This window comes from Photobacterium sp. Hal280, assembly GCF_037162255.1.
In the GTDB taxonomy this organism is placed as follows: domain Bacteria; phylum Pseudomonadota; class Gammaproteobacteria; order Enterobacterales; family Vibrionaceae; genus Photobacterium.
The window spans coordinates 147,900-170,947 of the sequence record NZ_JARLUO010000003.1 but is presented as its reverse complement, the minus strand read 5'-3'; the positions used below and the strand labels follow the sequence as shown (position 1 = coordinate 170,947).

Sequence of the window (23,048 nt, the reverse complement as noted above, 5' to 3'; positions counted from 1 at the left end):
TTGAGTGTCAGTTGTTGTAGTCGTCTTCGTCTTCGTCGCGGTTTTCAATCACCCCGTGTTTTTTCTTCCAGCGTTCCCAGCGCTGAAACGCCAGTTGCTGCATATCTGTATTGGTATCGGCTTCATCGACAATTTCTTCGCCGACCAGACTCTCGAAAATATCTTCCAGGGTGACCAGTCCCATCACAGTGCCGTATTCATCGACCACTAACGCCAGCTGGGTGCGCTCCTTCATCAGTTTTTCAAACGCCACCGGCACAGTATCCAGGTTCAGGACCACAGGCAGCGGCCGCATCAGATCGCTGAGCAGCAGATTGCCCTGTCCGCTCTGACTGGCGGCAAACAGTTCGAGACGATGCACAAACCCGAGAATATTGTCTTTGCTGTCCTGGTAGATCAACGGGCGCGAGAAAGGACTGTCTTTGGCCTGACTCAAAAACTCGTTGACCGACAAACTGCCCTCGACACGGAACAGGACCGGGCGCGGGGTCATGATTTTACTCACGCTGACATCGCAGAACTGCAGCAGGTTATGCATGATTTTGGATTCCCCTTCGGCCAGCTCGCCGGACTCTTTGGCCAGCATCGCCATGGCGGAGAGTTCATCCCGCAGTTTCGGTGGCTGGTGGCCCCGCGACAAACGGCGGGTGATTTGCTCCGACACCCACACGAAAGGACGAAGCAGCCAAATCATCCATCCCAGGACATGAGCCGTGAACGGGGCCAACTGACGCCAGTATGTTGCGCCTATGGTTTTGGGAATAATTTCCGACAGCAGAAGAATACCGACCGTGAGCGCGGCGGAGAACACCCCCAACCACTGGCTGCCGAAGACGACAGCAGCCTGGGCACCGGCAGTGGCGGCACCAATAGTGTGGGCGATGGTGTTCAGGGTCAGAATCGACGCCAGCGGGCGATCGATATTGCCTTTCAGCTCTGCCAGTTTGCCTGCCATGGGATGCTCTTGCTGACGCAGGGTGCCAATGTAGCTGGGAGAAATACTGAGCAGTACCGCTTCCAGTACGGAGCAGATAAAAGAAACGCCTATGGCGATTGAGATATAGATGATCAGAAGTAACATGCGTTTTGATGTGCTCTTAGTGGGCTAACGATGAAGAGACTCAAGTGGCCTCAAATTGCCGAATGATAAGGACCGCAACAGCGCTGGTATGTATGAATGCGTTGAACACGCGGCACCTAGCTGCTTGAGTTATTTGAGTATTAATTGGTGCAATATGAAGCAAAAGCAACCAGCGTCTTCTTCAGGATAGTAACAATTTGTGAACTTGCGCTCAGTTTATGGTTAAAGACCCCGCAGCTAACCGCAGGAAAGCCGACAAACCTTTGCCACATGGGCTTCTTTTGAATTAGAGTGGATAAGTCTGAAGAAAAAACCTTAGAAGGGAAACCGAATGAACAAGACCCAACTGATTGACCTGATTGCTGAACAAGCGGACCTGACTAAAGCGCAAGCAAAAGACGCGCTGGAATCAACCCTGAGCGGCATCACCGAAGCATTGAAATCCGGTGACCAGGTTCAACTTATTGGCTTTGGCACATTTAAAGTAAACCACCGCGCAGCGCGTACAGGTCGTAACCCGCAGACTGGTAAAGAAATCCAGATCGCTGCAGCCAACGTACCTGCTTTCGTTGCAGGTAAAGCGCTGAAAGATTCTGTAAAATAATTTGAACTCCGTCGGGGATCTCTTCGGCGGAGTTTTTTATTTATGAAACGAACCTTCCTGATTGCACTGTCTTGCCTGCTTTCTGCCTGTGGCAGCTCTGCTTTATCACCCCACTCACTGTCTCCTTTGGAACGCCTTAGCGGCGGCCAGGTTGTTGGTGATGCGTCATCACTGTATTGGGTCAACCAGCGTCAGTCGAAACCCGAGTCTTTGGCTGAACGGGTCTGGATGGGCGATTACGGGGAGTATCAGACGGATTATCGCTGGCACGACGGGCAACTGCGTGAATTGAAGCGGGCCGGCACAGCGCTGAAAGACGATCAACACCAGCCGTTTGAATTACATGTGCGTTACGATCAGCACGGCGATGCTGTGTTCCAGCGCTATAAAGTCGGCGACACAGTTTTTCCTTTGTCTGATACCCAACTCCATCAGCTCAGCCAGCAGGCCGACAGGGCGGTAGATCTGGTCCGAGAGCAGTCGCGGGAGGGATTCCAGCTGGTGCAGGGTGTGTGGGACGGTCAGCGGTTTGTTCACTGTGATGATCAGACTGAGATTGAGATCAACTGGCAGCAGATTCATGTCCAGCCGGGCTATATCGCGCTGGTCGGAAAATCTGACGGCCGGGGCAAGATCACCGCGCAGCAACTGGTGCTGAACCGGACAACCGAGCAGCGCTGCCTGACGCCGCCCAGATTACTGGATGTGTCCTGACGGACTGAGTGACAGATAAACGGATAACAACCAATAAGGCGCCTTTCGGCGCCTTATGTTTATGGGGATTGGCTGCCGGATCAGTCCTGCTCGCGGGCAATGGCGCGGTAGCCAATGTCATCGCGGAAGAACACACCGTTCCAGCTGATTTGTTTTGCCAGCGCATAAGCACGTTGCTGAGCATCTGACACTGTGTCACCCATCGCTGTGGCACACAACACGCGGCCGCCATTGGTCACGACGGCACCGTCTTTGCTGGCTGTACCGGCATGGAAGACTTTTTGTGCGTCGCCGTCCTGCTGAGGCAGACCGGAAATCACATCCCCTTTGCTGTAGTCGCCCGGATAACCGCCGGCGGCCAGTACCACGCCAATTGCCGCACGCGGATCCCACTGAGAGTCTACGGTATCCAGTTTGCCATCAACCGCGGCCAGACACAGCTCAACCAGATCGGACTGCAGGCGCAGCATAATCGGCTGGGTTTCCGGGTCGCCGAAGCGGCAGTTATATTCAATCACTTTCGGTGTGCCGTCGGCCATGATCATCAGGCCGGCATACAGAAACCCTGTGTAGGGATTGCCTTCGGCAGCCATGCCACGCACGGTCGGAACGATCACTTCGTCCATCACGCGCTGGTGGATTGCCTGAGTGACCACAGGGGCCGGCGAGTAAGCGCCCATGCCACCGGTATTCGGACCTGTGTCGCCGTTGCCAACGCGTTTGTGATCCTGACTGGTGGCCATCGGCAGAATATGTTCGCCGTCCACCATGACAATGAAGCTGGCTTCTTCGCCATCCAGGAATTCCTCGATCACGACGCGGTGACCGGCTTCGCCAAAGGCATTGCCTGCCAGCATGTCACGCACTGCCGCTTCGGCTTCTTCCAGTGTCATGGCCACGATCACGCCTTTACCGGCCGCCAGACCATCGGCTTTGACCACAATGGGCGCGCCTTTTTCTTTCAGGTAAGCCAGAGCCGGTTCGATCTCGGTAAAGTTCTGGTATTCGGCGGTCGGGATCTGATGGCGGGCCAGGAAATCTTTGGTGAAGGCTTTGGAGCCTTCCAGCTGGGCAGCAGCCTGAGTCGGACCGAAAATCGGCAGTCCGGCTGCACGGAATGCGTCTACCACGCCAATCACCAGCGGCGCTTCCGGGCCAACAATGGTCAGGCCGATCTGCTGCGCTTGGGCAAACGCCACCAGTGCAGCGGTGTCTTCGACGCCAATCGCGACATTTTCCAGCTTAGGTTCCAGGGCAGTCCCGGCGTTGCCCGGTGCCACGAAAACTTTTTCGACCTGTGCAGACTGAGCCGCTTTCCAGCCCAGGGCGTGCTCGCGGCCGCCATTACCAATGACAAGAACTTTCATGCTAAATCCTTTACCTCGTGAGATGGAGGAAAGCCCCTGATGTGATCAGGGGCTGATATACGCAGGAAGGCGCCACAGAGACGCCTGCCAAAATATTAGTGACGGAAATGACGCATGCCGGTGAAGACCATCGCCATGCCGTGTTCATCGGCAGCGGCAATCACTTCTTCATCACGCATCGAACCGCCCGGCTGAATCACACAGGTGATCCCGGCTGCTGCTGCGGCATCAATGCCGTCGCGGAACGGGAAGAAGGCATCCGATGCCATCACACTGCCGGCGACTTCCAGATTTTCATCCGCCGCTTTGATGCCGGCGATTTTGGCAGAATACACGCGGCTCATCTGGCCGGCGCCCACCCCAATCGTCATATTGCCTTTGGCGTAGACGATCGCATTGGATTTGACGTATTTGGCCACTTTCCAGCAGAACAGCGAATCGCGCAGTTCTTCTTCGGTCGGCTGGCGCTTGGAAACGACTTTTAAATCGCTCTGATCTACCATGCCCTGATCGCGATCCTGCACCAGCAGGCCGCCGTTGACGCGTTTGACGTCGAAGCCTGTGGTTTTGCTGTGCCACTGGCCGCATGCCAGCAGACGAACGTTTTGCTTGGCAGACACCACTGCAGCCGCTTCGGCGCTGACGCTCGGGGCAATAATCACTTCAACGAACTGGCGCTCAACAATGGCTTTGGCGGTGTCGGCATCCAGCTCACCGTTGAAGGCAATGATACCGCCAAATGCTGACGTTGGGTCAGTTTGATAAGCGCGATCATAAGCTTCCAGCAGGTTAGCACCCAGTGCCACACCACAAGGATTGGCGTGTTTGACGATTACACAGGCTGGCTGGTCGAATTCTTTGACACACTCCAGCGCGGCATCGGTATCGGCGATATTGTTGTAAGACAGTGCTTTGCCTTGTAACTGACGTGCAGTGGCGACGGATGCTTCTTCAGGCTGTGCTTCGACGTAGAAAGCAGCGTCCTGATGGCTGTTTTCGCCATAGCGCATGTCTTGTTTCTTGATGAACTGCTGGTTGAAGGTGCGCGGGAACTTAGAGTCTTCGTCAGCAGAGTCACCATAAGAAGGCACCATAGTGCCGAAGTAGTTGGCAATCATGCCGTCGTAAGCAGCAGTGTGCTCGAAGGCGGCAATGGCCAGATCAAAACGGGTGGCGTGGGTCAGAGAGCCGTCGTTGTCGGCCATTTCAGCCAGCACGCGGTCGTAGTCATGTGCATTGACCACAATCGTCACGTCTTTGTGGTTTTTGGCGGCACTGCGCACCATAGTCGGGCCGCCGATGTCGATGTTCTCAACGGCGTCTTCTAAGGTACAACCCGGCTTGGCGACTGTCGCCGCGAACGGATAGAGGTTTACCACCACCATATCAATCGGTGCAATGCCATGCTCAGCCATGATCGCATCGTCCCGGCCACGTCGGCCCAGGACGCCGCCATGCACTTTCGGGTGCAGGGTTTTGACACGGCCATCCATCATTTCAGGAAAGCCCGTGTAGTCGGAGACTTCAGTCACCTGAATACCCTGATCAGCCAGCAGGCGGGCAGTGCCGCCAGTGGACAGGATATCGACGCCACGGTTGGCAAGAGCTTGTGCGAATTCAACAATTCCCGTTTTGTCTGATACGCTGATCAGAGCACGGCGAATAGGACGAGCGTTTTCCATTGCTACCATCTCTTTGATTGCGGTGAATTATTTGCCAAAAGCTGACCTGTTATACTGAGGTTGCCTTTGGCAAATAGCCTCATCCGTCAGGCGGGATGGGATTTGCGTAATGGCGCGTATTTTACATGATTCCCTGCATTGCGCAAACGTTTGCCTTGGGCCAAAAATGGCCAGTTGCGAGTACTGTGCAGGGAGAGGGGAGAAGGATCAGGAGGTAATGATGGCTAGGTACTTGATCGGACAACTGGCAAAGCTCTGTGAGGTCAGCAGTGATACTTTGCGCTTTTACGAAAAGAATGGCCTGCTGATCCCCGGTGAGCGCAGCGAAAGCGGCTACCGGCTCTACAGCGACGACGATGTTTCCCGTATCCGGTTCATTCTGCGGGCCAAAGCCATTGGCCTGAGCCTGGAAGAAATCCGGGAGCTGCTGGCGATCCGGGTCGAAGCCGACCAGCACAGCTGCGCGGAAGTGAAAGCCATCACGCAGGCCAAGTTAGATGATATTGACAGCAAACTGGCGGAATTACAGCGAATACGGCGGGCATTGAAGCGCTTGAATGATGCTTGTTGTGGTGCGGCGGATGACGATGCCAGCCACTGTTCAATCCTGGAAGCGCTGGCCGATGAGCAGTACTGACTGAGGCCTCAGCAAGCGCTGAGAAAGGTGTATGCGACCGTAAAAATCTGTGATAGCGTGATGGGTTTCCAATGCCCGAAAAGAAGAACAGGATAAGGATTATCATGCTGAATACGAACGAATATTTTGATGGGAATGTAAAGTCTATTGGTTTTGAAGCCGAAGGTGCGCGCAGCAGTGTCGGTGTGATGCTTCCGGGGTCTTATACTTTCTCAACGGCTGCGCCGGAGCGCATGACTGTGGTGAAAGGGGCGATTTCGGTCAAGCTGCCGGGCCATGTCGATTGGGAAACCTACAATGCCGGTGATGATTTTGAAGTCCCTGGCGATGCTTCATTTGATGTCAAGATTGCAGAAACCACCGCTTATTTGTGTGACTACCTGTAATCTGCCCTGCTACCCGCCAGCTGGGGATACCAGCTGGTTTTCCTGCCTGATATTGCTTTGCGCCCCTCTTTTTATCTGCCGCCTTTAATCGGTTCAAGCACGTACTGCGCCTGGTTGCGAACCTGTCAGCTGATGGCTGAGCAGGGCAACAGAGGTTTGAGCGGGTGACGAGTCGCTGTTCATGCTGTCTGCCACCTGGCAGGGCAACCGGACGGGATCTAAAACGGACTGTCTTTGTTGAGCGAAGTGGCAATGCCGGAAATGGCCAGTGCCAGGGTGGATTTGACGATCTGCTCCTGACGGGCGGTCTGCATCTGATAGAAAGCCAGATCGATGTCTTCGGTGATCGGAGCCATGTCCAGCTGGGCGATTCCCATCACATTGGCCTGATGAAGCGCCTTGATTTCTTGAATGATTTTAGGGTCGGTAAACTGGTATTCGGTCACATCCCGGTTGAGCATGTCTTTGATATGCAGACAGCGTTCAATATCCTGATAGACAGGCTGGGCAATCACCCCCAGGCCGTACAGCAGCTTAAGACGCACGCTGAGCTCCCCGAGCGGACCTGTGTCGTGCAACAGCGGTTCTACCACAGATTTCACCGCAAAGTCGTCCTTGCGGAAAATGCGCTGGATCAGTGCATCGACGGCTTCTTCTAAGATATCCACAGAGGTAATAAAAAAGCCGCGAACTGTCGTCGCCTCGTTCAGGCGTTCTATGATGTCAGCTTCGTGTTTACTGGTTGCCATGGATTCGTCTTCTCTTTGTGCCGCAAAGGCGGGGAGCGAACTCCCCGCAAAGTGATCAGGTCAGTGCCTGATAGCAGTGTTCTATGTCGCGGGCCACTTTGCTGCCAGCATCCAGACCTGTGTATTGTGCCAGTGTCCGGCGGACCCCTTTCTCGTGTAATGTCTGCTGCAGTTCCACAGCCTGTGGATCGGTCGCATTCACATACTTCAAAGCCGCAGCGATACCTTTGATCAGCATACGATTGTCAGTACCGTACTCCAGAGTGCCCAGCAGAGGTTTAATCAATCTGTCGTTGCTGCCCAGCTTGCGCAGCGGCTGGCGGCCAACCCGGTCAATCTCATCGCGCAGGAAGGGATTGGCAAAGCGGGTCAGGATTTTTTCGATGTAAGCATCATGCTGCTCACGATCAAAGCCATAACGGCGAATCAGCACTTCGCCGCTTTCCCGCATTGCGGTTCGGACCTGCCCGCAGATCTCCTGATCTTCTATCGCATCGCGGATCGTCCGGTAGCCCTTCAGCGCGCCCAGATAGGCGGTCATGATATGGCCTGTGTTCAGGGTAAACAACTTCCGCTCGACAAATGCCATCAGGTTATCTGTGGTTTCCATCCCGGCAATGCGGGGGATCTCGCCTTTGAACTGTTGCTGATCGACAATCCACTCGCTGAAGCTTTCCACTGTGACTTCCAGGGGATCATCGTTAGCCGCTTCCGCGGGCGGCACAATGCGGTCGACGGCCGAATCGACAAAGCCGACATGCTGATCCGCCAGTTGCCGGTGCGCAGGCGTCAGTTGTTTATAGACCTCTTCTTTCAGATGCGTGGTGCCCCGCACCATGTTTTCACAGGCAATGATATTGAGCGGCTGGGTGTTACCCGCTTCAAACCGTTTGGCCAGTCCGCTTGCGATGGTACTGGCAATTTTATCCAGCACCGCAGGGCCGACGGCTGTGGTGATCAGATCGGTCTGCATTATCTGATTGATCACGTCCGGTCCGACGGCATTGACCGCGGTGATATGGCTGACGGTATCCAGATGACAGTCGTTGCCTACCACTTTAACCTTGTAAGACTGCGCATGGCTGAGCTGGTCGATCAACGGCCCGTTAACGTCGGCAAAAGTGACGTTAACCTCGGCATCTGCCAGTACTTTACCAATAAACCCCCGGCCGATATTGCCGGCGCCAAAATGAACTGCTTTCATGATGATGACTACCTTAAGTTTGTAAGAGGCCGCGCTGGGCGGCCCCGGAATCTGCACTGGCGGTTACGCCGCTTCTTCACTGGCCAGGATGCTGAGCACTTCCCGGACATCCTGAGTACGTTTGAGACGCTCAATGGCCTCGTGGTCATCCAGTGCGTTGGTGATGGTAGTAATCACCTGAATGTGTTCGTCATTTTTGGCGGCAATGCCGATCACCAGATGGGCGATGTCGTCTTCGTCGTCGGTAAACGCTACCCCGGCAGGGTACTGGCAAATGACGATACCGGTTTTGATCACCCGGTCTTTGGCTTCCACCGTCCCGTGCGGCACGGCGATAGATTCCCCGAGATAAGTCGGCACCAGCGCCTCGCGGGCAAACATGGCATCAATGTATTCAGGTTCGGCATAGCCCAGTTTGACCAGCTGCTCACCGGCAAAGCGGATGGCCTCGTCCTTATTGGTGGCTTTGAGCCCGAGATGGATATTGGCCGCCTGGATCTGGAAGACCGAGGGTTGCTGCGGCGCCAGGCTGTCGTCGTTGGCGGCCACCGGCGTCAGTTTGACCAGGTTCGGATCATTGGCCGCTTCCGGGCTGGACGCGGCGATGATACGGGTGATCAAATCATTGTAGATCTGACCGTCGAGGAAGTTGGTCAGCGACATATGTTGCGCCTGCGGGGCATGCTTGCGGGCACGTTCCGTGAGATCTTTGTGGGTGATCACAATATCGACATCATCGGGCAGGTTGTTGATGGCGCTGTTGGTGACATCAATATTCAGTTTGGCTTCATGGACTTTCTTGCGCAGTAAACCGGCCCCCATGGCGCTGGAACCCATCCCGGCATCACAGGCCACGATAATTTTGCGGACCTGACTGAGCTGAACCGCAGAAGCAAGCTGGCGGCTGGCAGTGGTTGCCGAAGCGCCTGTGGTCGCAGCCCCTTCCGTGGCTTTGCCCGATTTCATGGCTTTCATCTTCTCGCTGGCATTTTTCAGCGCGCTGCCGTCGTCGTCTTCGGTCACTTTCTGGGTTTTCAGCAGCAGTGAAGCCACCAGGAAGGACACAGTCGCCGCTGCCACGATAGAGCACAGCACGCCCACGATGGAGGCTTTCGGCGCCATCAGCATCACGGCGAAGATAGAGCCCGGTGATGCGGGCGAGACCAGACCGGCGTTGAACAGGGTCAGGGTGAAAACCCCTGTCATGCCACCGGCAATCGCCGCCAGGATCAGGCGCGGATTCATCAGAATATAGGGGAAATAAATTTCGTGGATCCCCCCGAAGAAGTGGATGATGGCGGCACCCCCGGCGGTTTGCTTGGCTGTCCCGCGGCCAAAGACCATGTAAGCCAGTAAAATGCCCAGTCCGGGACCCGGGTTTGCTTCAATCAGGAAGAAAATAGACTGACCGACCTCATTGGCCTGCTGAATGCCCAGCGGCGAGAAGATGCCGTGATTGATGGCATTGTTGAGGAACAGGATTTTCGCCGGCTCAACGAAGATCGAGGTCAGCGGCAGTAAACCGGCATCAACCAGGAAGTTGACCCCGGCAGCCAGACCGCCAGAGAGAATTTTTACGAAAGGACCGATCAGGAAAAAGGCAACGATGGCGCACAACATCCCGATGATGCCGGCCGAGAAGTTGTTGACCAGCATTTCGAAGCCGCTTTTGATTTTGCCTTCAACGGCCTTATCAAAGTGCTTAATTGCCCAGCCGCCCATCGGGCCGACAATCATGGCCCCCATGAACATCGGGATATCTGTCCCCACGATCACACCCATGGTGGTCACGGCGCCCACCACGGCACCCCGATCGCCACCCACAAGTTTACCGCCGGTATAACCGATCAGCAGGGGCAGCAGGTAAGTAATCATAGGACCCACCAGCTTGGCTATTGTCTCGTTGGGCAGCCAGCCGGTCGGAATGAAAAGCGCTGTAATAAACCCCCAAGCGATGAATGCGCCAATATTGGGCATCACCATGTTGGAGAGGAAGCGGCCAAAATTCTGTATCTTGACCTTGGTGTCTGGTGATATCATAACGTTTCCCCGTTTGATGTTCAGCTTCAAGTTCTGTTGCGTCGATAACGGTTCGCCAAAACCGTCGATTGCTTCGTACCCAATCAATCTACCACAGATCCTGAAAACGGAACTGATAACGGGGTTCTCGTGATCCCCGTCTCCTTTTCTAGCGCCTCCCCACCAAGATACAGTGATCCAACTAACATTTATCCTGTGTAATAAAATTACATTTAATGCGTCCTGCAATAGTCAATTAATTTTAGCTGCTTGATGTCACATTTATTAACTGATGGGTTATTAATCTCTTGGTGATCTTGATCACGCATCATGCATTTTGACAAACGGGCTCTGGCAATCTGGGTGATCTGTATCACGCTGATATTTTTGTTCGCGCTGTGAAATAAAAGGGCATCATTCAGGCGCTATTAATTTGTCGCTAAGTTACAGCTTGGGGATATGCATCTGAGGGCTTACGGGCGTGCATCGGGAAAGTTTGGCAGGGTGAGCGTCAGGGGCGAACAGGGGAAGGGCCATCAAAAAAGGGCTATGCGTGTGCATAACCCTGTAAAATCAGCGTCATCTGAACTGATGATCAGTTCATGCCGTATTTTTTCAGTTTCTTACGCAGGGTACCGCGGTTGATGCCCATCATGGTTGCCGCGCGGGTCTGGTTGCCGCGGGTGTACTGCATGATGGTGTCCAGCAGGGGTTGCTCGACTTCAGCCAGTACAAGCTCGTACAGATCATCGACGTCCTGACCGTTCAGCTGGGCGAGATAGTTCTTAAGCGAGGCTTTGACGGAGTCACGCAGTGGTTTCTGAGTGATTTGGTCTTGAGAAGTGACAGTAGTCACTGTAAGTGCTTCGGAAGTCAGATTTTGTTCGAACATATTCTGTAAGCTCTTCTGGTATTTATGCAACGTTGTCGAAGTAGCCTTGCAGCGCATCGATTTGCTCTTGAGCATCTTCGAGTGCGTTGAAGGTCCGGCGGAAATCACCCGCAGAAGCCTGTTCTTTGAGGTACCACGACACGTGTTTACGTGCGATGCGTAACCCCTGGTACTCCCCATAGAAAGCGTGGAGTGCCTGTACATGCTCCAGCAAGATGCTGCTGACTTCTTCAAAAGAAGGCGCTGGCAGGTGTTCACCGGTTGTTAAATAATGCTGGATTTCCCGAAAAATCCACGGCCGTCCCTGCGCTGGGCGGCCAATCATCAAGGCATCGGCCCCGGTATAATCCAGGACGAAGCGTGCTTTTTCCGGTGAGTCGATATCACCGTTCGCAATCACAGGAATCGACACCGCCTGTTTCACTGCCTTGATGTAATCGTATTCCGCTTCCCCTTTGTACATACAGGCCTTGGTTCTGCCGTGCAGGGCCAGTGCCTGAATGCCACAGTGTTCAGCGAGCTGTGCGATCTCGACACAGTTTCGGTTCTCTGTATCCCAGCCGGTCCGTGTTTTCAGCGTCACAGGGACGTCCACGGCGCTTACCACGGCCTTGAGGATATCCTCGACAAGATCCGGGTATTGCAGCAGGGCAGAGCCTGCCAGGCGTTTGTTTACTTTCTTGGCCGGGCAACCCATGTTGATATCAATGATCTGGGCACCGTGCGCCACGCTGAAGCGGGCGGCGTCGGCCATCTGCCGGGGATCTGCCCCGGCAATCTGTACCGAACGAAGTCCAGACTCACCTTCATGCACCATGCGGTTGAGCGACTTGGCCGTTTTCCAAACGTCTGGGTTGGCAGACATCATCTCGCTGACCGCCATGCCTGCGCCGTGACGCAGACATAACTCGCGAAACGGACGATCGGTCACACCTGCCATTGGCGCGACAATTAACGGGTTGTCTAATTGATATGGACCGATCTTCAATGTCTGTTCCTGACTATGCCAGTAAGGGCGCGCATTTTACGCATTTTTTGCTGTGCTGAAAAGGCCAATATTTGAGCATCCTGATTTTGGATTGCAAAAGGTCATGGAATTCAGTGTATTGCTCATAAAATGCACAATGGACAAATTTGTCAGGATCAGGCTTTTTGGCCTGAAATCCGGCACCATTCCTCGCGGGCAGCGATCGGGTCCAGCGTCAGCTCGTCGCTGTAATGGCTGGCCACATCGTCCGCCTGAGACTCCAGGACTCCGGAAATCGCCAGCAGGCCGTTGTCCCTGACCAGGCTCTTGATCACCGGTGACAGCTCACGCAGCGGACCGGCCAGAATATTGGCCACCACCACATCGGCTTGCAGATTTTCCGGCTGATCTTTGGGCAGATACAGGTCCAGGTTTTCAGACACACCGTTGCGTTCCGCGTTGTCACGCGAGGCCAGGATCGCCTGCGGATCAATATCAATCCCGATCACTTTGGCAGCGCCCAGCTTGAGGGCGGCAATCGCCAGAATGCCGGAGCCACAGCCGAAATCGATCACGGTTTTGCCGTTCAGATCCTGGCCGTCCAGCCATTCCAGACACAGAGAGGTGGTCGGGTGGGTGCCGGTGCCGAATGCCAGGCCCGGATCGAGCAGCACGTTGACGGCACCCGGCTCAGGCGCTTCACGCCAGCTCGGGCAGATCCACAGACGCTGGCCGAATTTCATCGGGTGGAAGTTATCCATCCACTCGCGCTCCCAGTCTTTGTCTTCCAGCTGCTCAACCTTGTAGGCAAAATCGTCCGCCAGTAACGGACTGCTTTTCAGCAGCGAGAGCACCATGTCCATGTCGCTTTCTGCATCGTACAGGCCAATGACGTCGGTATCGCCCCACAGGCGGGTTTCGCCCGGCAGCGGTTCGAAAACCGGAGTGTCCTGTGCGTCGAGAAAAGTGACCGACAGAGCGCCGGTTTCATCCATCAGCAAGTCGCCAATGGCTTCTGCATTGGCCGCAGTGGCATTCAGTTTCAGTTGAATCCAAGGCATGAGTAAATTCGCTATCAAAGAGACTTTGGCATAAGGCCGCGGAGTTTAGCACGAAAAGTAGTCAGCTCGCATCAGCTTCCTATCGCGCACGGCAGAGGATACTGGCTGCAGAGTAAAAAATAGCACCCCATGGTGCTATTTTGTCAGTTTGCAGTGCATTCCGCCTTGGCGTGCCGGGAATGTGCCCGGTTGGGCCAGAGGTAGCTGGCGGCGACAAAGCTGATCAGCCCGACCAGCAGGGTCGGAACAATCGCATGCACGCCATGCAGATCCGGCTTGAACAGCGATAGTGTGATGTAACATCCCAGCCCGCTCAGCATGGAGGCAAAGGCCCCGGCGGCCGAGGCTTTTTGCCAGTACAGCCCCAGCACCAGTGGCCAGAGGAAGACGGCTTGCATGCCGCCAAAGGCCAGCAGGTTAAGCCAGATAATCATATCCGGCGGATGGGTTGCCGCGATAAAAACCAGTAGCGAGAAAATGCCGGTCACCCACAGCGATAACTTTGGCAACCGGCTTTCGATATCAGGCTGTTCCGATGCTTTGGGGTTGATGTAATTCAGGTACAAATCTTTCAGCAGTGTCGCGGAGGCCTGAATCAGCTGGGAATCAATGGTCGACATAATGGCCGCCATCGGACCGGCGAGAAAAATACCGGCCACCACAGGCGGCAGTACGCCCATCATCAAGGTCGGCATGATCTGATCCGGCGTGGCAATATCCGGGAAAATCGCCCGCCCCAGTGCGCCGGCCAGGTGCATCCCCAGCATCAGAAAAGCGACCATGGCGGTGCTGATCACCATGCCGCGATGCAGGGATTGACTGTCTTTGTAGGACATACAGCGCACAGCGGCATGGGGCAGACCAATGACGCCGAAGCAGACCAAGATCCAGAAGCTGAGCATAAAGGGCTGTGACATAAAGTTGTCCGGACCGTACGGTGAAATCAGTGCCGGATCGATCTGGTGCAGTGTGGTGACCAGCTCACCGAGACTACCGCCAGCGTGAATAATGCCAGCCAGCAGAGCCAGTGTGCCGATGATCATCATGATGCCTTGTAAGGTATCGGTCATGACCACAGCCCGGAATCCGCCAATCGTGGTGTACAGCCCGACGGTGGCGGCAAAAATCATCAGCCCCTGAGCGTAAGACAGACCGGTGACGGTTTGCAGCAACCGGGCCCCGCCGACAAACTGCACCACCATAGTGCCGAAAAACGCCAGCAGCAGTGCCAGGGAAGCAAAAACCACCACGCCCCGGTGCTGATAGCGGGCGTAGAGCATGTCATTGAGGGTCAGTGCGTTATGCTTGCGGGCTTCAATTGCAAATTTTTTCCCCAGCACTCCGAGTGTCAGCCAGGCGGCCGGGAGCTGGATCATCGCCAGCAATACCCAGCCCAGTCCCATCTTGTAAGCCGCACCGGGTCCGCCGATGAAGGAACTGGCACTGGCATAGGTGGCTGCCAGTGTCATCGCCAGCACGAAGCCGCCCATACTGCGGTTACCCAGCAGATATTCGCTCAAGAAGCCACTTCCTTTTTGAGCGCGGCGGCGGGTAAACAGAGCCAGAGCAAACACAGCCGCCAGATACAGCACGAGCGGGATCAGTAATTGATTATGCATCGTCATCCTCCGCATCCGCGGACAGCGGCATATCCTGATAGATGCACTTCACCATCAGGGCGCACAGCAGCGTAAAGAGTACCGGCCCGACGATACAGGCGAGCAGAAACCAAAGCGGTAACCCCCAGTAAAGCGCAGGCAGGCTGCTCTGCATGGGCTCAGGAGCAAAGAAATAGGCAGAGCAGTACCACCACAGAAAATAGGCGAAAGCCAGTCCCAGCGCCCATCTGGCTTCTCTGTGCGCCTGACGGTATCGGGTGGAAAGTGTCTTCATACTGAATTTCCGGTCAGTCAATGTAAAACGTCGAACGACGTCGATATCCGGGCGAAATCGTTCCGAAAAGAAGAAAAAGAAAGCTATTGTGACAAATGACATTCGTCTGCACCAGCGGCAGGTCATTGATTCGGGAAATAAAAAGGCTGCCCGGAGGCAGCCTTGGATATGACTGAAAGTGGGATTGCAATTATTGCAGGCCCAGTTTCTTCTCCAGATAGTGGATGTTGGCACCACCGTGCTGGAAGTTCTCGTCTGCCATGATGTCTTTCTGCAGCGGAACGTTGGTCTTGATGCCGTCGATGATCATCTCGTTCAGGGCGTTGCGCATGCGCGAAATCGCCACGTCACGGTTTTCACCGTAAGCAATCAGTTTGCCGATCATCGAATCGTAGTGCGGCGGCACCGTGTAGCCGGTGTAGATGTGGGACTCCCAACGGATACCCATACCACCTGGCGCATGGAAACGCTCGATCTTGCCCGGAGAAGGCAGGAAACGCACCGGATCTTCAGCATTGATACGGCATTCAATCGCGTGACCACGCAGGTGAATGTCGCTCTGGCTGAATGACAGCGGCTGACCGGCTGCAATGCGCAGCTGCTCTTTGATCAGATCAACGCCAGTGACCATTTCGGTGACTGGGTGCTCAACCTGAATCCGGGTGTTCATTTCAATGAAATAGAACTCGCCGTTTTCATACAGGAACTCGAACGTACCCGCACCGCGGTAATTGATTTCGAGACAGGCTCGGGTACAGCGCTCACCGATGTACTTGCGCATTTCTTCGGTGATGCCTGGTGCCGGTGCTTCTTCAACCACTTTCTGGTGACGGCGCTGCATGGAACAGTCACGCTCACCCAGATGGATAGCACCGCCCTGACCGTCGGCCAGCACCTGAACTTCGATGTGGCGTGGGTTTTCCAGGAATTTTTCCATGTACACCATGTCGTTGCTGAACGCCGCTTTGGCTTCGGCACGTGTCATGGCGATCGACTGGATCAGATCCGCTTCTTTGCGGACCACGCGCATACCACGACCACCGCCGCCGCCAGAAGCTTTGATGATGACGGGATAACCGATACGCTTGGCAATCGACTTGTTTTTGGCTTCATCGTCGCCCAGCGGGCCGTCAGAACCCGGCACACAAGGGACACCGGCTTTTTTCATGGCGTTGATGGCGGACACTTTGTCACCCATCAGGCGGATGGTTTCTGCCTTAGGGCCAACAAAAATGAAGCCTGAACGTTCAACCTGCTCGGCAAAATCCGCGTTCTCAGACAGGAAGCCGTAACCCGGGTGGATGGCAACAGCCCCGGTCACTTCTGCCGCACTGATGATGCGGGGAATGTTCAGGTAGCTGTCTGTGCCTCGTGCCGGACCGATACAGATAGACTCATCTGCCAGAAGAACGTGTTTCAGATCGCGGTCAGCTGTGGAGTGCACAGCGACCGTTTTGATCCCCAGCTCTTTACAGGCACGCAGGATACGCAGGGCGATTTCGCCGCGGTTTGCTATGACTACTTTATCTAACATATGCGCCTCAGTTACTCGATGATAACCAGAGGTTGATCGAATTCAATCGGGTCACCGTTTTCGGCCAGGATAGCCACAACGGTACCGGCTTTATCGGCTTCGATCTGGTTCATCATTTTCATGGCTTCAACGATGCACAGGGTATCGCCAACGTTTACGCTTTGACCCACTTCCACAAAGGATTTTGCTTCCGGGCTAGGCGCGCGGTAGAAAGTACCGACCATAGGAGACAGGACCTGGTGACCGGCAGGCGCAGCAGGAGCAGCTGGTGCCGCCGCTTCAGCAGGTGCGGCAACCGGTGCCGGTGCAGCAGGAGCGGCTGGTGCCGGTGCTGCGTACATTTGCGCAGGGGCAGCAACCGGTGCTGCTGTGGTACGGCTGATGCGTACTGATTCTTCGCCTTCAGAGATTTCCAGCTCGGAGATGCCTGACTCTTCTACCAGTTCGATAAGTTTCTTGATCTTGCGAATATCCATGTATCTTTACTCTTCATGTTGTTCATTGAGCGTTCTGAAGGCGGCGGACAGCTGCCTCCAGGGCGAATTCATAACCATCAGGGCCCAGACCGCAGATCACGCCAACCGCCTTGTCAGACAGGTAGGAATGGTGGCGGAAGGGCTCGCGGGCATGCACGTTTGACAAATGTATTTCAATAAACGGGATAGCCACGCCCAACAGCGCATCGCGAATGGCGACGCTGGTATGGGTGTAGGCTGCCGGGTTGATGAGGATAAAATCCACCTTACCGTGCGCCTGGTGGATGGCCTCTATCAGTGCGTGTTCTGCATTGGACTGCAGGTGATCCAGTGTCACGCCCAGACTGGCGGCTTTGGCACTCAGGTTTGCTACAATCTGATCCAGTGTCTGCTGGCCATAGTGTCCCGGCTCGCGCAGGCCCAGCAAATTCAGATTGGGTCCATTAAGCAGTAAAATGCGGTAATTAGTCGACATATTCTGTTATCTATACCTGTTCTTGCTGTTTCAAGCGACAAAGCACAAAAAAACTGTGACTTTGCTTCCTTTCATGCAAACCATCAAGGCCTAAAACCTGTTTGTGGCTCAATTATAGAGAATTCAGCACAATTCGCAGCAAAATACTGGTCTAATCACCACTTTTTTGACCTTACAACTGTACGCAACTGGCGTAAATTGCCGCGTGTCGCCTCGCTTTTCGTCGCTGCTTCAGTAAGATAGCCGACAGATGAAGCTCACCTACAAGATAAGCGGCCAATCACCTTGAATCTTAATCAGTTTTGCGGAAATTAACCGCATAATGCAGCAGGTTCAAACAAAGATGCTGTGGCGGTGAATCAGACAAATCAGACAATGGAAGATTGCCGGGAGTTCCCGCAATACGGATCTGCTTAGGTTTTTGCTGGCATCGGAGCCGGTTGGCCGGGGATAGAAGAAAGCCGCCTTGCGGCGGCTTGTGTGGCGTGCAGGTATTTGTCGATCAGACGACTTTTTCTTTTTCTGCGATCAGTTTGTCGACCACACTGGGATCGGCCAGGGTAGAGGTATCCCCCAGTGAGCCGGTGTCCCCGGTGGCGATTTTGCGCAGAATCCGGCGCATAATTTTACCGGAGCGGGTTTTCGGCAACGCGTCAGTCCAGTGCAGGAAGTCCGGTGTGGCAATCGGGCCGATTTCCTTACGGACCCAGTCTTTGACTTCTTTATGCAGTTCAGCCGTTGGGATCACGCCGTCATTCAGGGTGATATAGGCATAAATGGCCTGGCCTTTGATATCGTGCGGCACGCCGACGATAGCGGCTTCGGCAATCTTGTCGAAAGCCACTAGTGCCGATTCAATTTCAGCGGTTCCCATGCGGTGACCTGAGATATTCAGGACGTCATCGACACGGCCGGTGATCCAGTAGTAGCCGTCTTCATCGCGGCGGGCGCCGTCACCGGTAAAATACATGCCTTTGAAGGTCGAGAAGTAGGTCTGTTCAAAGCGCTCATGGTCACCCCAGAGCGTACGCATCTGACCCGGCCAGCTGTCCAGCATCACCAGGTTGCCTTCCGTCGCGCCAGGCAGAATGTTGCCCATGTTATCGACCAGCGCCGGCTGAACGCCAAAGAACGGACGGGTGGCCGAGCCGGGTTTCAGCGCGGTCGCGCCAGGCAGCGGGGTGATCAGGATGCCGCCGGTTTCGGTCTGCCACCAGGTATCGACAATCGGGCAGCGGCTGTCACCGATCGTGCGGTGATACCATTCCCAGGCTTCCGGGTTAATCGGCTCGCCAACCGAGCCCATGATCCGCAGCGATGAACGCTGAGTCCCGGCAATGGCTTCATCGCCTTTGGCCATCAGGGCGCGAATGGCGGTCGGCGCGGTATACAGAATGTTGACCTGATGCTTGTCGACCACTTCGCTCATGCGGGCTGTGGACGGATAATTGGGGACGCCTTCAAACAGCAGGGTGGTGGCGCCGTTGGCCAGCGGACCATACACCAGATAGCTGTGGCCGGTGATCCAGCCCACATCGGCGGTACACCAGTAGACTTCACCTTCCTGATAGTCGAAGACATATTTAAAGGTCATGGTCGCGTACACCAGGTAGCCGCCCGTGGTGTGCAGCACGCCTTTCGGCTTGCCGGTCGAGCCCGAGGTATAGAGGATAAACAGCGGATCTTCGGCATTCATCGGTTCCGGGTCGCAATGATCCGGCACGGCTGCCGTGGCGTCATGCCACCAGACATCGCGGTTATCATCCCATGCCACCGCATTGCCGGTACGCTGGAACACCACCACTTTCTCAATGCTGGTGACCTCAGGGTGTTTCAGGGCATCGTCGACGTTCTTCTTCAATGGCACCGCGCGGCCACCGCGAACCCCTTCATCGGCGGTGACAACGACTTTGGCTTTTGAATCGATAATACGACCCGCAAGGGCTTCCGGCGAGAAGCCGCCGAAGACGATCGTGTGCACGGCACCGATGCGGGTACAGGCCAGCATGGCTACCGCGGCTTCAGCCACCATTGGCATATACAGGCAAACCACATCGCCTTTTTTCACGCCCTGGGCTTTCAGGGCGTTGGCGAACTTGCAGACTTGCAGATGGAGTTCGTGATAAGTCAGGGTGGCATCATCGGCCGGGTCGTCACCTTCCCAGATGATGGCAGGCTGATCGCCGCGGGTTGCCAGGTGACGGTCGAGACAGTTGGCGGAGACGTTCAGTGTGCCGTCTTCAAACCATTTGATATTGACATGGCCGGTATCGAAAGAGGTTTGTTTAATCTTGTTGTACGGGGTGATCCAGTCAACAATCTTACCGTGCTCGCGCCAGAAGGCTTCCGGGTCGCTGACAGACTGCTGGTACATGTCGATGTATTGCTCTTCCGTGATATGAGCCCGCTCAGCAATCTGCTGGTTGACAGGGTAAACATGAACCTCACTCATCTCATTCTCCTTGTGTTTCCGTCTTCGTCCTGCGCGGACCGGATCATTGATCATTATAGTTGTGTTAACTTGAGCCAGATTCGGAACCGGCTCAATTAGACTTTAGGATGAGTGTGCGCTGTCATGGCTTTTTCTGTGTATTTGCATTGGCTTACATTATTTTCCGCCAGGCTGGTTGGAGGAGTGGCGAGCTAAAAGCCCTTACAAGGGCGAGGTCAGCGCGGGCAGATCCCCGTGTTTGAGCCGGACATAAATCAGGGCGGCGGTAATGCTGTCCTGCAAGGCATCGTGCCGCTCCGGGTGCGGCAGGCCCAAATGACGGCTGATGGCCTCAAGGCTCAGATCGTAACAGGTATTGGGCAATTGGCGCTCAAGCTGCTCATGGTACAGGTGGCTGACCTCGACCAGTTTATTGGGCAGGGCAAAGCCGAACAAGCGCTTGAAATAACGGTCGAGAATCGCCTTATCATAACGGATGTGATAGCCGACCAGGGGCCGGTTGCCGATGAACTCCAGCAGCAGTGTCAGAGCCTCTCTGGGCGCCAGACCGTGACGGAGATCCTGATGGCGCATCTTGTGGATGGTCACCGAGGCCGCGCTCAGGCTGTCGGGTGGGCTCAGGGTCAGATAAAGCGACTCACTGGTCAGGATCCGGTTGGCTTTGATGCGGGTTGCCGCAATCGTCACCAGCTCCGCGCTGGCGGGATCCAGGCTGGTGGTTTCACAGTCAACCGACACCAGTTCATCGCCGTTATAGCGCTGAAACAGGGCGTGTATCGGGTGATGGCGGAATTTGTACTGATACCACCAGCGACGCAGAATATTCATTTCATCTCACCATTCCTTAAGTCTCAGTCTCTGATCTGGTAGTGATAGCCGAGCCATTCTTTAAATTTTTTCACCACATGCAGGCTGTGCCGCAAGAGATCGCGCTCCGCGCGGCTGAGTGTGGCCAGATCCAGCAGATGATGCTGTCCGGCAGAGGCCGTGCCTGCAGGCAGGCTGAGCTGCTGACGGAGCCTGAGGCGGATGAAGAGCTTGAGGGCCTCGCTCAGATTTGAAGCCGTACTCGGCTCCAGCACCTGGCGCTGCTGCAAGACGGTCAGGCGGCGAAAGGTGTTGGTGTCTGCCACATCGTGCTCAAGTGCCAGAGTTCTGATGCCGTGAACAATCGGGAATATTCCGCCCCGCTTGATGTCCGGCCCGTTTTTACAGCGTTTGATCTGGCCGAACAGGGTCAGCGGGACGCTGAACCTGAGCGCCGGGCGGGCAAAGGTTGCCAGCAGTAATTCCTGACTGCTGAGCCGTTGATGCAGGCTGTTTTTGACCGGTGTCAGCAGTTGCCTGTTACCTGCAACGGCCTGAGCATCCGCCAGGATGGCCAGTGTCATCATGGCGGTTTCATCCCCTTTGTCGCAGCATGTCTGCACGGTGTGCTGCCAACCGGAGACGCTCTGGACCCAGTCCGGATTATTGACCATGACCCGGCCCGGGCAGGGCGGGTAACCGAGCTGACACAGGGTGTCGCTCAGCTGTGCCATCACGGCCCTGCACTCAGGCCAGTCGATGTTGTCTGCCAGAATCAGGGCGTTATCCTGATCGGTTTTCAGAATTTGCTCACCGCGGCCTTCTGAGCCCAGCACGAGCAGGCAGCAGCGGGACTGCCATTGTTCTGGCACCACCAGCTGAAAGGCTTTTTCAATTATCTGTTCATTGATGCTGGCAATCAGCTCCATCAGGAACCGGGTATGAATGCCGTTGTTGAACAATGTCTCTACCAGTGCCAGCTGGCTGGCTGCCGCCTGCGCCAGCTCCTCAATGCGGGTGGCACGGGCTATGCGCAGTGCCAGCACATGGGAATGGGTGGAAAACAGGCTCAGTACCTGAGTCATGTCCAGCATGCCGGCGATGTCATTGCCCTGTGTGACCAGCACGCGTTTGACCTTGTGCCGGGTCATGGTGATCATGGCCTTGAACAGATACGCCCCCAGCTCAATGCTGATCACCGGCGAGCTGGCGATCTGGCCGACTGCAGTGCCGGCGGCCCGGTTATCCAGCATCACGGCATGCAGCAGATCGGTGCGGGTGACGATGCCAAACCTGTGTTCGGCCTGCTCTGCCGTGTCATCCACAATGATGAAAGCCGCATCGCAGTTGCGCTGGCGCATATGTTCGGTGGCGGTCCGCAGATCGGTTTCGGCAGGCAGTACCAGACAGGGCTGGATATTGTCCTGGCGGATGCGGGTCAGAATGAACTCCGCCAGATTCTGTTGCTGGTGCGCCTGTTCGAGCAGTTGCTGGCGGGTGGCCAGATCGCTGTTGAAATAAGCCGCGAACGCCGGATTGTGCTGACACAAACCGGTAAAGTGCGCCTGAGGGAGCAGATAGCACAGCGTGTCTTCTGTCGCCCGGTACTGATGGCGGCTGTGACCGCTGAACTGGGCGCGCACATCAAACAGGTCATCTGTGGTGTAGTGGGCAAAGTGCTCTTGCCGGTCCGCCGAGGTCTCTTCCACGCTGCCTTTAATAATGATGTGCAGCGACTGGCAGGGATCGCCGGCCCGGATGATCACCTCACCGCTGCGAAAATACGCCACATCCAGCGCTTTGAGCAGTGCGTCCTGCTGGCTGGGGTCGAGCCGGTCAAACGGGATCAGGGACGTATTCAAGGTATCCGGCATTGCTCTCTCACTTTGGGTGCTAGCGCAGGTGGCGCGGGTGTGCACAGGGGTGAAGGTGAATCCTCTGCTAAGCAGTGTCGCCCAGTGCCCGCTTTTGCTCCAGCCGACTTTAGTCTAGGGGACGGCCAAACAGTCGCTGCACTGTCAAAGGCGGGAGAATGTGCGGGGTCAGGG

Annotated in this window: 21 protein-coding genes; 4 read left to right on the top strand and 17 right to left on the bottom strand. The window is 55.4% G+C overall.

Annotation, left to right across the window (positions count from 1 at the left end; genetic code table 11):
* Nucleotides 1-7: 7 nt before the first annotated feature.
* Nucleotides 8-1,081, bottom strand: coding sequence for a hemolysin family protein (locus tag P4S53_RS08285; RefSeq protein WP_337112309.1), 1,074 nt, complete (start codon nucleotides 1,079-1,081; stop codon nucleotides 8-10).
* A gap of 331 nt (nucleotides 1,082-1,412) precedes the next feature.
* Here P4S53_RS08285 and hupA point away from each other — a divergent pair, with 331 nt between their 5' ends.
* Together hupA and P4S53_RS08275 are read left to right on the top strand one after the other, a co-directional pair.
* Nucleotides 1,413-1,685, top strand: coding sequence for a nucleoid-associated protein HU-alpha (hupA, locus tag P4S53_RS08280; protein WP_027254117.1), 273 nt, complete (start codon nucleotides 1,413-1,415; stop codon nucleotides 1,683-1,685).
* 42 nt (nucleotides 1,686-1,727) lie between these two features.
* Complete coding sequence (locus tag P4S53_RS08275; protein WP_337112308.1) at nucleotides 1,728-2,399, top strand: DUF1481 domain-containing protein; 672 nt, start codon at nucleotides 1,728-1,730, stop codon at nucleotides 2,397-2,399.
* Nucleotides 2,400-2,479: 80 nt separating this feature from the next.
* On the opposite strand, the gene purD is transcribed toward P4S53_RS08275, so the two are convergent.
* Both purD and purH read right to left on the bottom strand, forming a co-directional pair.
* Nucleotides 2,480-3,766 (bottom strand): phosphoribosylamine--glycine ligase, encoded by a 1,287-nt coding sequence (gene purD, locus P4S53_RS08270; protein WP_337112307.1) that lies wholly within the window; start codon nucleotides 3,764-3,766, stop codon nucleotides 2,480-2,482.
* 95 nt (nucleotides 3,767-3,861) lie between these two features.
* Nucleotides 3,862-5,448: a bifunctional phosphoribosylaminoimidazolecarboxamide formyltransferase/IMP cyclohydrolase gene (gene purH, locus P4S53_RS08265; RefSeq protein ID WP_337112306.1), complete on the bottom strand. Its 1,587-nt coding sequence runs from the start codon at nucleotides 5,446-5,448 to the stop codon at nucleotides 3,862-3,864.
* 220 nt (nucleotides 5,449-5,668) lie between these two features.
* Here purH and zntR point away from each other — a divergent pair, with 220 nt between their 5' ends.
* Both zntR and ppnP read left to right on the top strand, forming a co-directional pair.
* Entirely contained in the window at nucleotides 5,669-6,085 is a 417-nt protein-coding gene (gene zntR / locus P4S53_RS08260; protein WP_337112305.1) for a Zn(2+)-responsive transcriptional regulator, read from the top strand.
* A 104-nt stretch (nucleotides 6,086-6,189) separates the two neighbouring features.
* The gene (ppnP, locus tag P4S53_RS08255; RefSeq protein WP_120513536.1) at nucleotides 6,190-6,471 is read left to right on the top strand and encodes a pyrimidine/purine nucleoside phosphorylase; all 282 of its coding nucleotides are present in this window, start codon (nucleotides 6,190-6,192) and stop codon (nucleotides 6,469-6,471) included.
* A 218-nt stretch (nucleotides 6,472-6,689) separates the two neighbouring features.
* Here ppnP and P4S53_RS08250 read toward each other — a convergent pair whose 3' ends face one another.
* The 14 genes from P4S53_RS08250 to P4S53_RS08185 all read right to left on the bottom strand — a co-directional run bounded on the left by P4S53_RS08250 (nucleotide 6,690) and on the right by P4S53_RS08185 (nucleotide 22,874).
* Entirely contained in the window at nucleotides 6,690-7,220 is a 531-nt protein-coding gene (locus tag P4S53_RS08250; RefSeq protein WP_337112304.1) for an MltR family transcriptional regulator, read from the bottom strand.
* 55 nt (nucleotides 7,221-7,275) lie between these two features.
* Nucleotides 7,276-8,424 (bottom strand): mannitol-1-phosphate 5-dehydrogenase, encoded by a 1,149-nt coding sequence (locus tag P4S53_RS08245; RefSeq protein ID WP_337112303.1) that lies wholly within the window; start codon nucleotides 8,422-8,424, stop codon nucleotides 7,276-7,278.
* Nucleotides 8,425-8,487: 63 nt separating this feature from the next.
* The gene (locus P4S53_RS08240) at nucleotides 8,488-10,407 is read right to left on the bottom strand and encodes a PTS mannitol transporter subunit IICBA (protein ID WP_442958649.1); all 1,920 of its coding nucleotides are present in this window, start codon (nucleotides 10,405-10,407) and stop codon (nucleotides 8,488-8,490) included.
* Nucleotides 10,408-11,038: 631 nt separating this feature from the next.
* Nucleotides 11,039-11,335: a DNA-binding transcriptional regulator Fis gene (gene fis / locus P4S53_RS08235; RefSeq protein ID WP_027254108.1), complete on the bottom strand. Its 297-nt coding sequence runs from the start codon at nucleotides 11,333-11,335 to the stop codon at nucleotides 11,039-11,041.
* 22 nt (nucleotides 11,336-11,357) lie between these two features.
* Nucleotides 11,358-12,323 (bottom strand): tRNA dihydrouridine synthase DusB, encoded by a 966-nt coding sequence (gene dusB / locus P4S53_RS08230; protein ID WP_337112301.1) that lies wholly within the window; start codon nucleotides 12,321-12,323, stop codon nucleotides 11,358-11,360.
* A gap of 155 nt (nucleotides 12,324-12,478) precedes the next feature.
* Nucleotides 12,479-13,363, bottom strand: coding sequence for a 50S ribosomal protein L11 methyltransferase (gene prmA, locus P4S53_RS08225; protein ID WP_337112300.1), 885 nt, complete (start codon nucleotides 13,361-13,363; stop codon nucleotides 12,479-12,481).
* A gap of 143 nt (nucleotides 13,364-13,506) precedes the next feature.
* A complete protein-coding gene (gene panF, locus P4S53_RS08220) occupies nucleotides 13,507-14,982 on the bottom strand; it encodes a sodium/pantothenate symporter (RefSeq protein ID WP_337112299.1) in 1,476 nt (491 codons plus the stop codon).
* On the bottom strand, nucleotides 14,975-15,256 hold the full coding sequence (locus tag P4S53_RS08215) for a YhdT family protein (protein WP_337112298.1): 282 nt from the start codon (nucleotides 15,254-15,256) through the stop codon (nucleotides 14,975-14,977). Before P4S53_RS08215 ends, panF begins: the two co-directional genes overlap by 8 nt.
* 190 nt (nucleotides 15,257-15,446) lie before the next feature.
* Nucleotides 15,447-16,790 carry an acetyl-CoA carboxylase biotin carboxylase subunit gene (gene accC, locus P4S53_RS08210; protein WP_337112297.1) on the bottom strand — a complete coding sequence of 448 codons (1,344 nt, stop codon included), beginning with the start codon at nucleotides 16,788-16,790 and terminating at the stop codon, nucleotides 15,447-15,449.
* A gap of 11 nt (nucleotides 16,791-16,801) precedes the next feature.
* Nucleotides 16,802-17,266 (bottom strand): acetyl-CoA carboxylase biotin carboxyl carrier protein, encoded by a 465-nt coding sequence (accB, locus tag P4S53_RS08205; protein WP_337112296.1) that lies wholly within the window; start codon nucleotides 17,264-17,266, stop codon nucleotides 16,802-16,804.
* Between the two features lie 22 nt (nucleotides 17,267-17,288).
* A complete protein-coding gene (gene aroQ / locus P4S53_RS08200; RefSeq protein ID WP_337112295.1) occupies nucleotides 17,289-17,741 on the bottom strand; it encodes a type II 3-dehydroquinate dehydratase in 453 nt (150 codons plus the stop codon).
* Between the two features lie 502 nt (nucleotides 17,742-18,243).
* Complete coding sequence (gene acs, locus P4S53_RS08195; protein WP_337112294.1) at nucleotides 18,244-20,193, bottom strand: acetate--CoA ligase; 1,950 nt, start codon at nucleotides 20,191-20,193, stop codon at nucleotides 18,244-18,246.
* Between the two features lie 201 nt (nucleotides 20,194-20,394).
* Nucleotides 20,395-21,021, bottom strand: coding sequence for a 3'-5' exonuclease (locus tag P4S53_RS08190; RefSeq protein ID WP_337112293.1), 627 nt, complete (start codon nucleotides 21,019-21,021; stop codon nucleotides 20,395-20,397).
* A 23-nt stretch (nucleotides 21,022-21,044) separates the two neighbouring features.
* Nucleotides 21,045-22,874, bottom strand: a complete 1,830-nt coding sequence (locus P4S53_RS08185) for a DUF294 nucleotidyltransferase-like domain-containing protein (protein WP_337112292.1) — start codon at nucleotides 22,872-22,874, stop codon at nucleotides 21,045-21,047.
* Nucleotides 22,875-23,048: the final 174 nt, after the last annotated feature.

Bases quoted from the DNA above. Each gene is read 5' to 3' on its own strand.
- zntR (WP_337112305.1), top strand. From the start codon at position 5,669: ATGGCTAGGTACTTGATCGGACAACTGGCAAAGCTCTGTGAGGTCAGC.
- P4S53_RS08285 (WP_337112309.1), bottom strand. From the start codon at position 1,081: ATGTTACTTCTGATCATCTATATCTCAATCGCCATAGGCGTTTCTTTT.
- P4S53_RS08185 (WP_337112292.1), bottom strand. From the start codon at position 22,874: ATGCCGGATACCTTGAATACGTCCCTGATCCCGTTTGACCGGCTCGAC.
- acs (WP_337112294.1), bottom strand. From the start codon at position 20,193: ATGAGTGAGGTTCATGTTTACCCTGTCAACCAGCAGATTGCTGAGCGG.
- purH (WP_337112306.1), bottom strand. From the start codon at position 5,448: ATGGAAAACGCTCGTCCTATTCGCCGTGCTCTGATCAGCGTATCAGAC.
- accC (WP_337112297.1), bottom strand. From the start codon at position 16,790: ATGTTAGATAAAGTAGTCATAGCAAACCGCGGCGAAATCGCCCTGCGT.
- P4S53_RS08245 (WP_337112303.1), bottom strand. From the start codon at position 8,424: ATGAAAGCAGTTCATTTTGGCGCCGGCAATATCGGCCGGGGGTTTATT.
- aroQ (WP_337112295.1), bottom strand. From the start codon at position 17,741: ATGTCGACTAATTACCGCATTTTACTGCTTAATGGACCCAATCTGAAT.
- purD (WP_337112307.1), bottom strand. From the start codon at position 3,766: ATGAAAGTTCTTGTCATTGGTAATGGCGGCCGCGAGCACGCCCTGGGC.
- accB (WP_337112296.1), bottom strand. From the start codon at position 17,266: ATGGATATTCGCAAGATCAAGAAACTTATCGAACTGGTAGAAGAGTCA.
- P4S53_RS08275 (WP_337112308.1), top strand. From the start codon at position 1,728: ATGAAACGAACCTTCCTGATTGCACTGTCTTGCCTGCTTTCTGCCTGT.
- P4S53_RS08240 (WP_442958649.1), bottom strand. From the start codon at position 10,407: ATGGTGATGCCCAATATTGGCGCATTCATCGCTTGGGGGTTTATTACA.
- ppnP (WP_120513536.1), top strand. From the start codon at position 6,190: ATGCTGAATACGAACGAATATTTTGATGGGAATGTAAAGTCTATTGGT.
- prmA (WP_337112300.1), bottom strand. From the start codon at position 13,363: ATGCCTTGGATTCAACTGAAACTGAATGCCACTGCGGCCAATGCAGAA.
- P4S53_RS08190 (WP_337112293.1), bottom strand. From the start codon at position 21,021: ATGAATATTCTGCGTCGCTGGTGGTATCAGTACAAATTCCGCCATCAC.
- P4S53_RS08215 (WP_337112298.1), bottom strand. From the start codon at position 15,256: ATGAAGACACTTTCCACCCGATACCGTCAGGCGCACAGAGAAGCCAGA.
- hupA (WP_027254117.1), top strand. From the start codon at position 1,413: ATGAACAAGACCCAACTGATTGACCTGATTGCTGAACAAGCGGACCTG.
- fis (WP_027254108.1), bottom strand. From the start codon at position 11,335: ATGTTCGAACAAAATCTGACTTCCGAAGCACTTACAGTGACTACTGTC.
- P4S53_RS08250 (WP_337112304.1), bottom strand. From the start codon at position 7,220: ATGGCAACCAGTAAACACGAAGCTGACATCATAGAACGCCTGAACGAG.
- panF (WP_337112299.1), bottom strand. From the start codon at position 14,982: ATGCATAATCAATTACTGATCCCGCTCGTGCTGTATCTGGCGGCTGTG.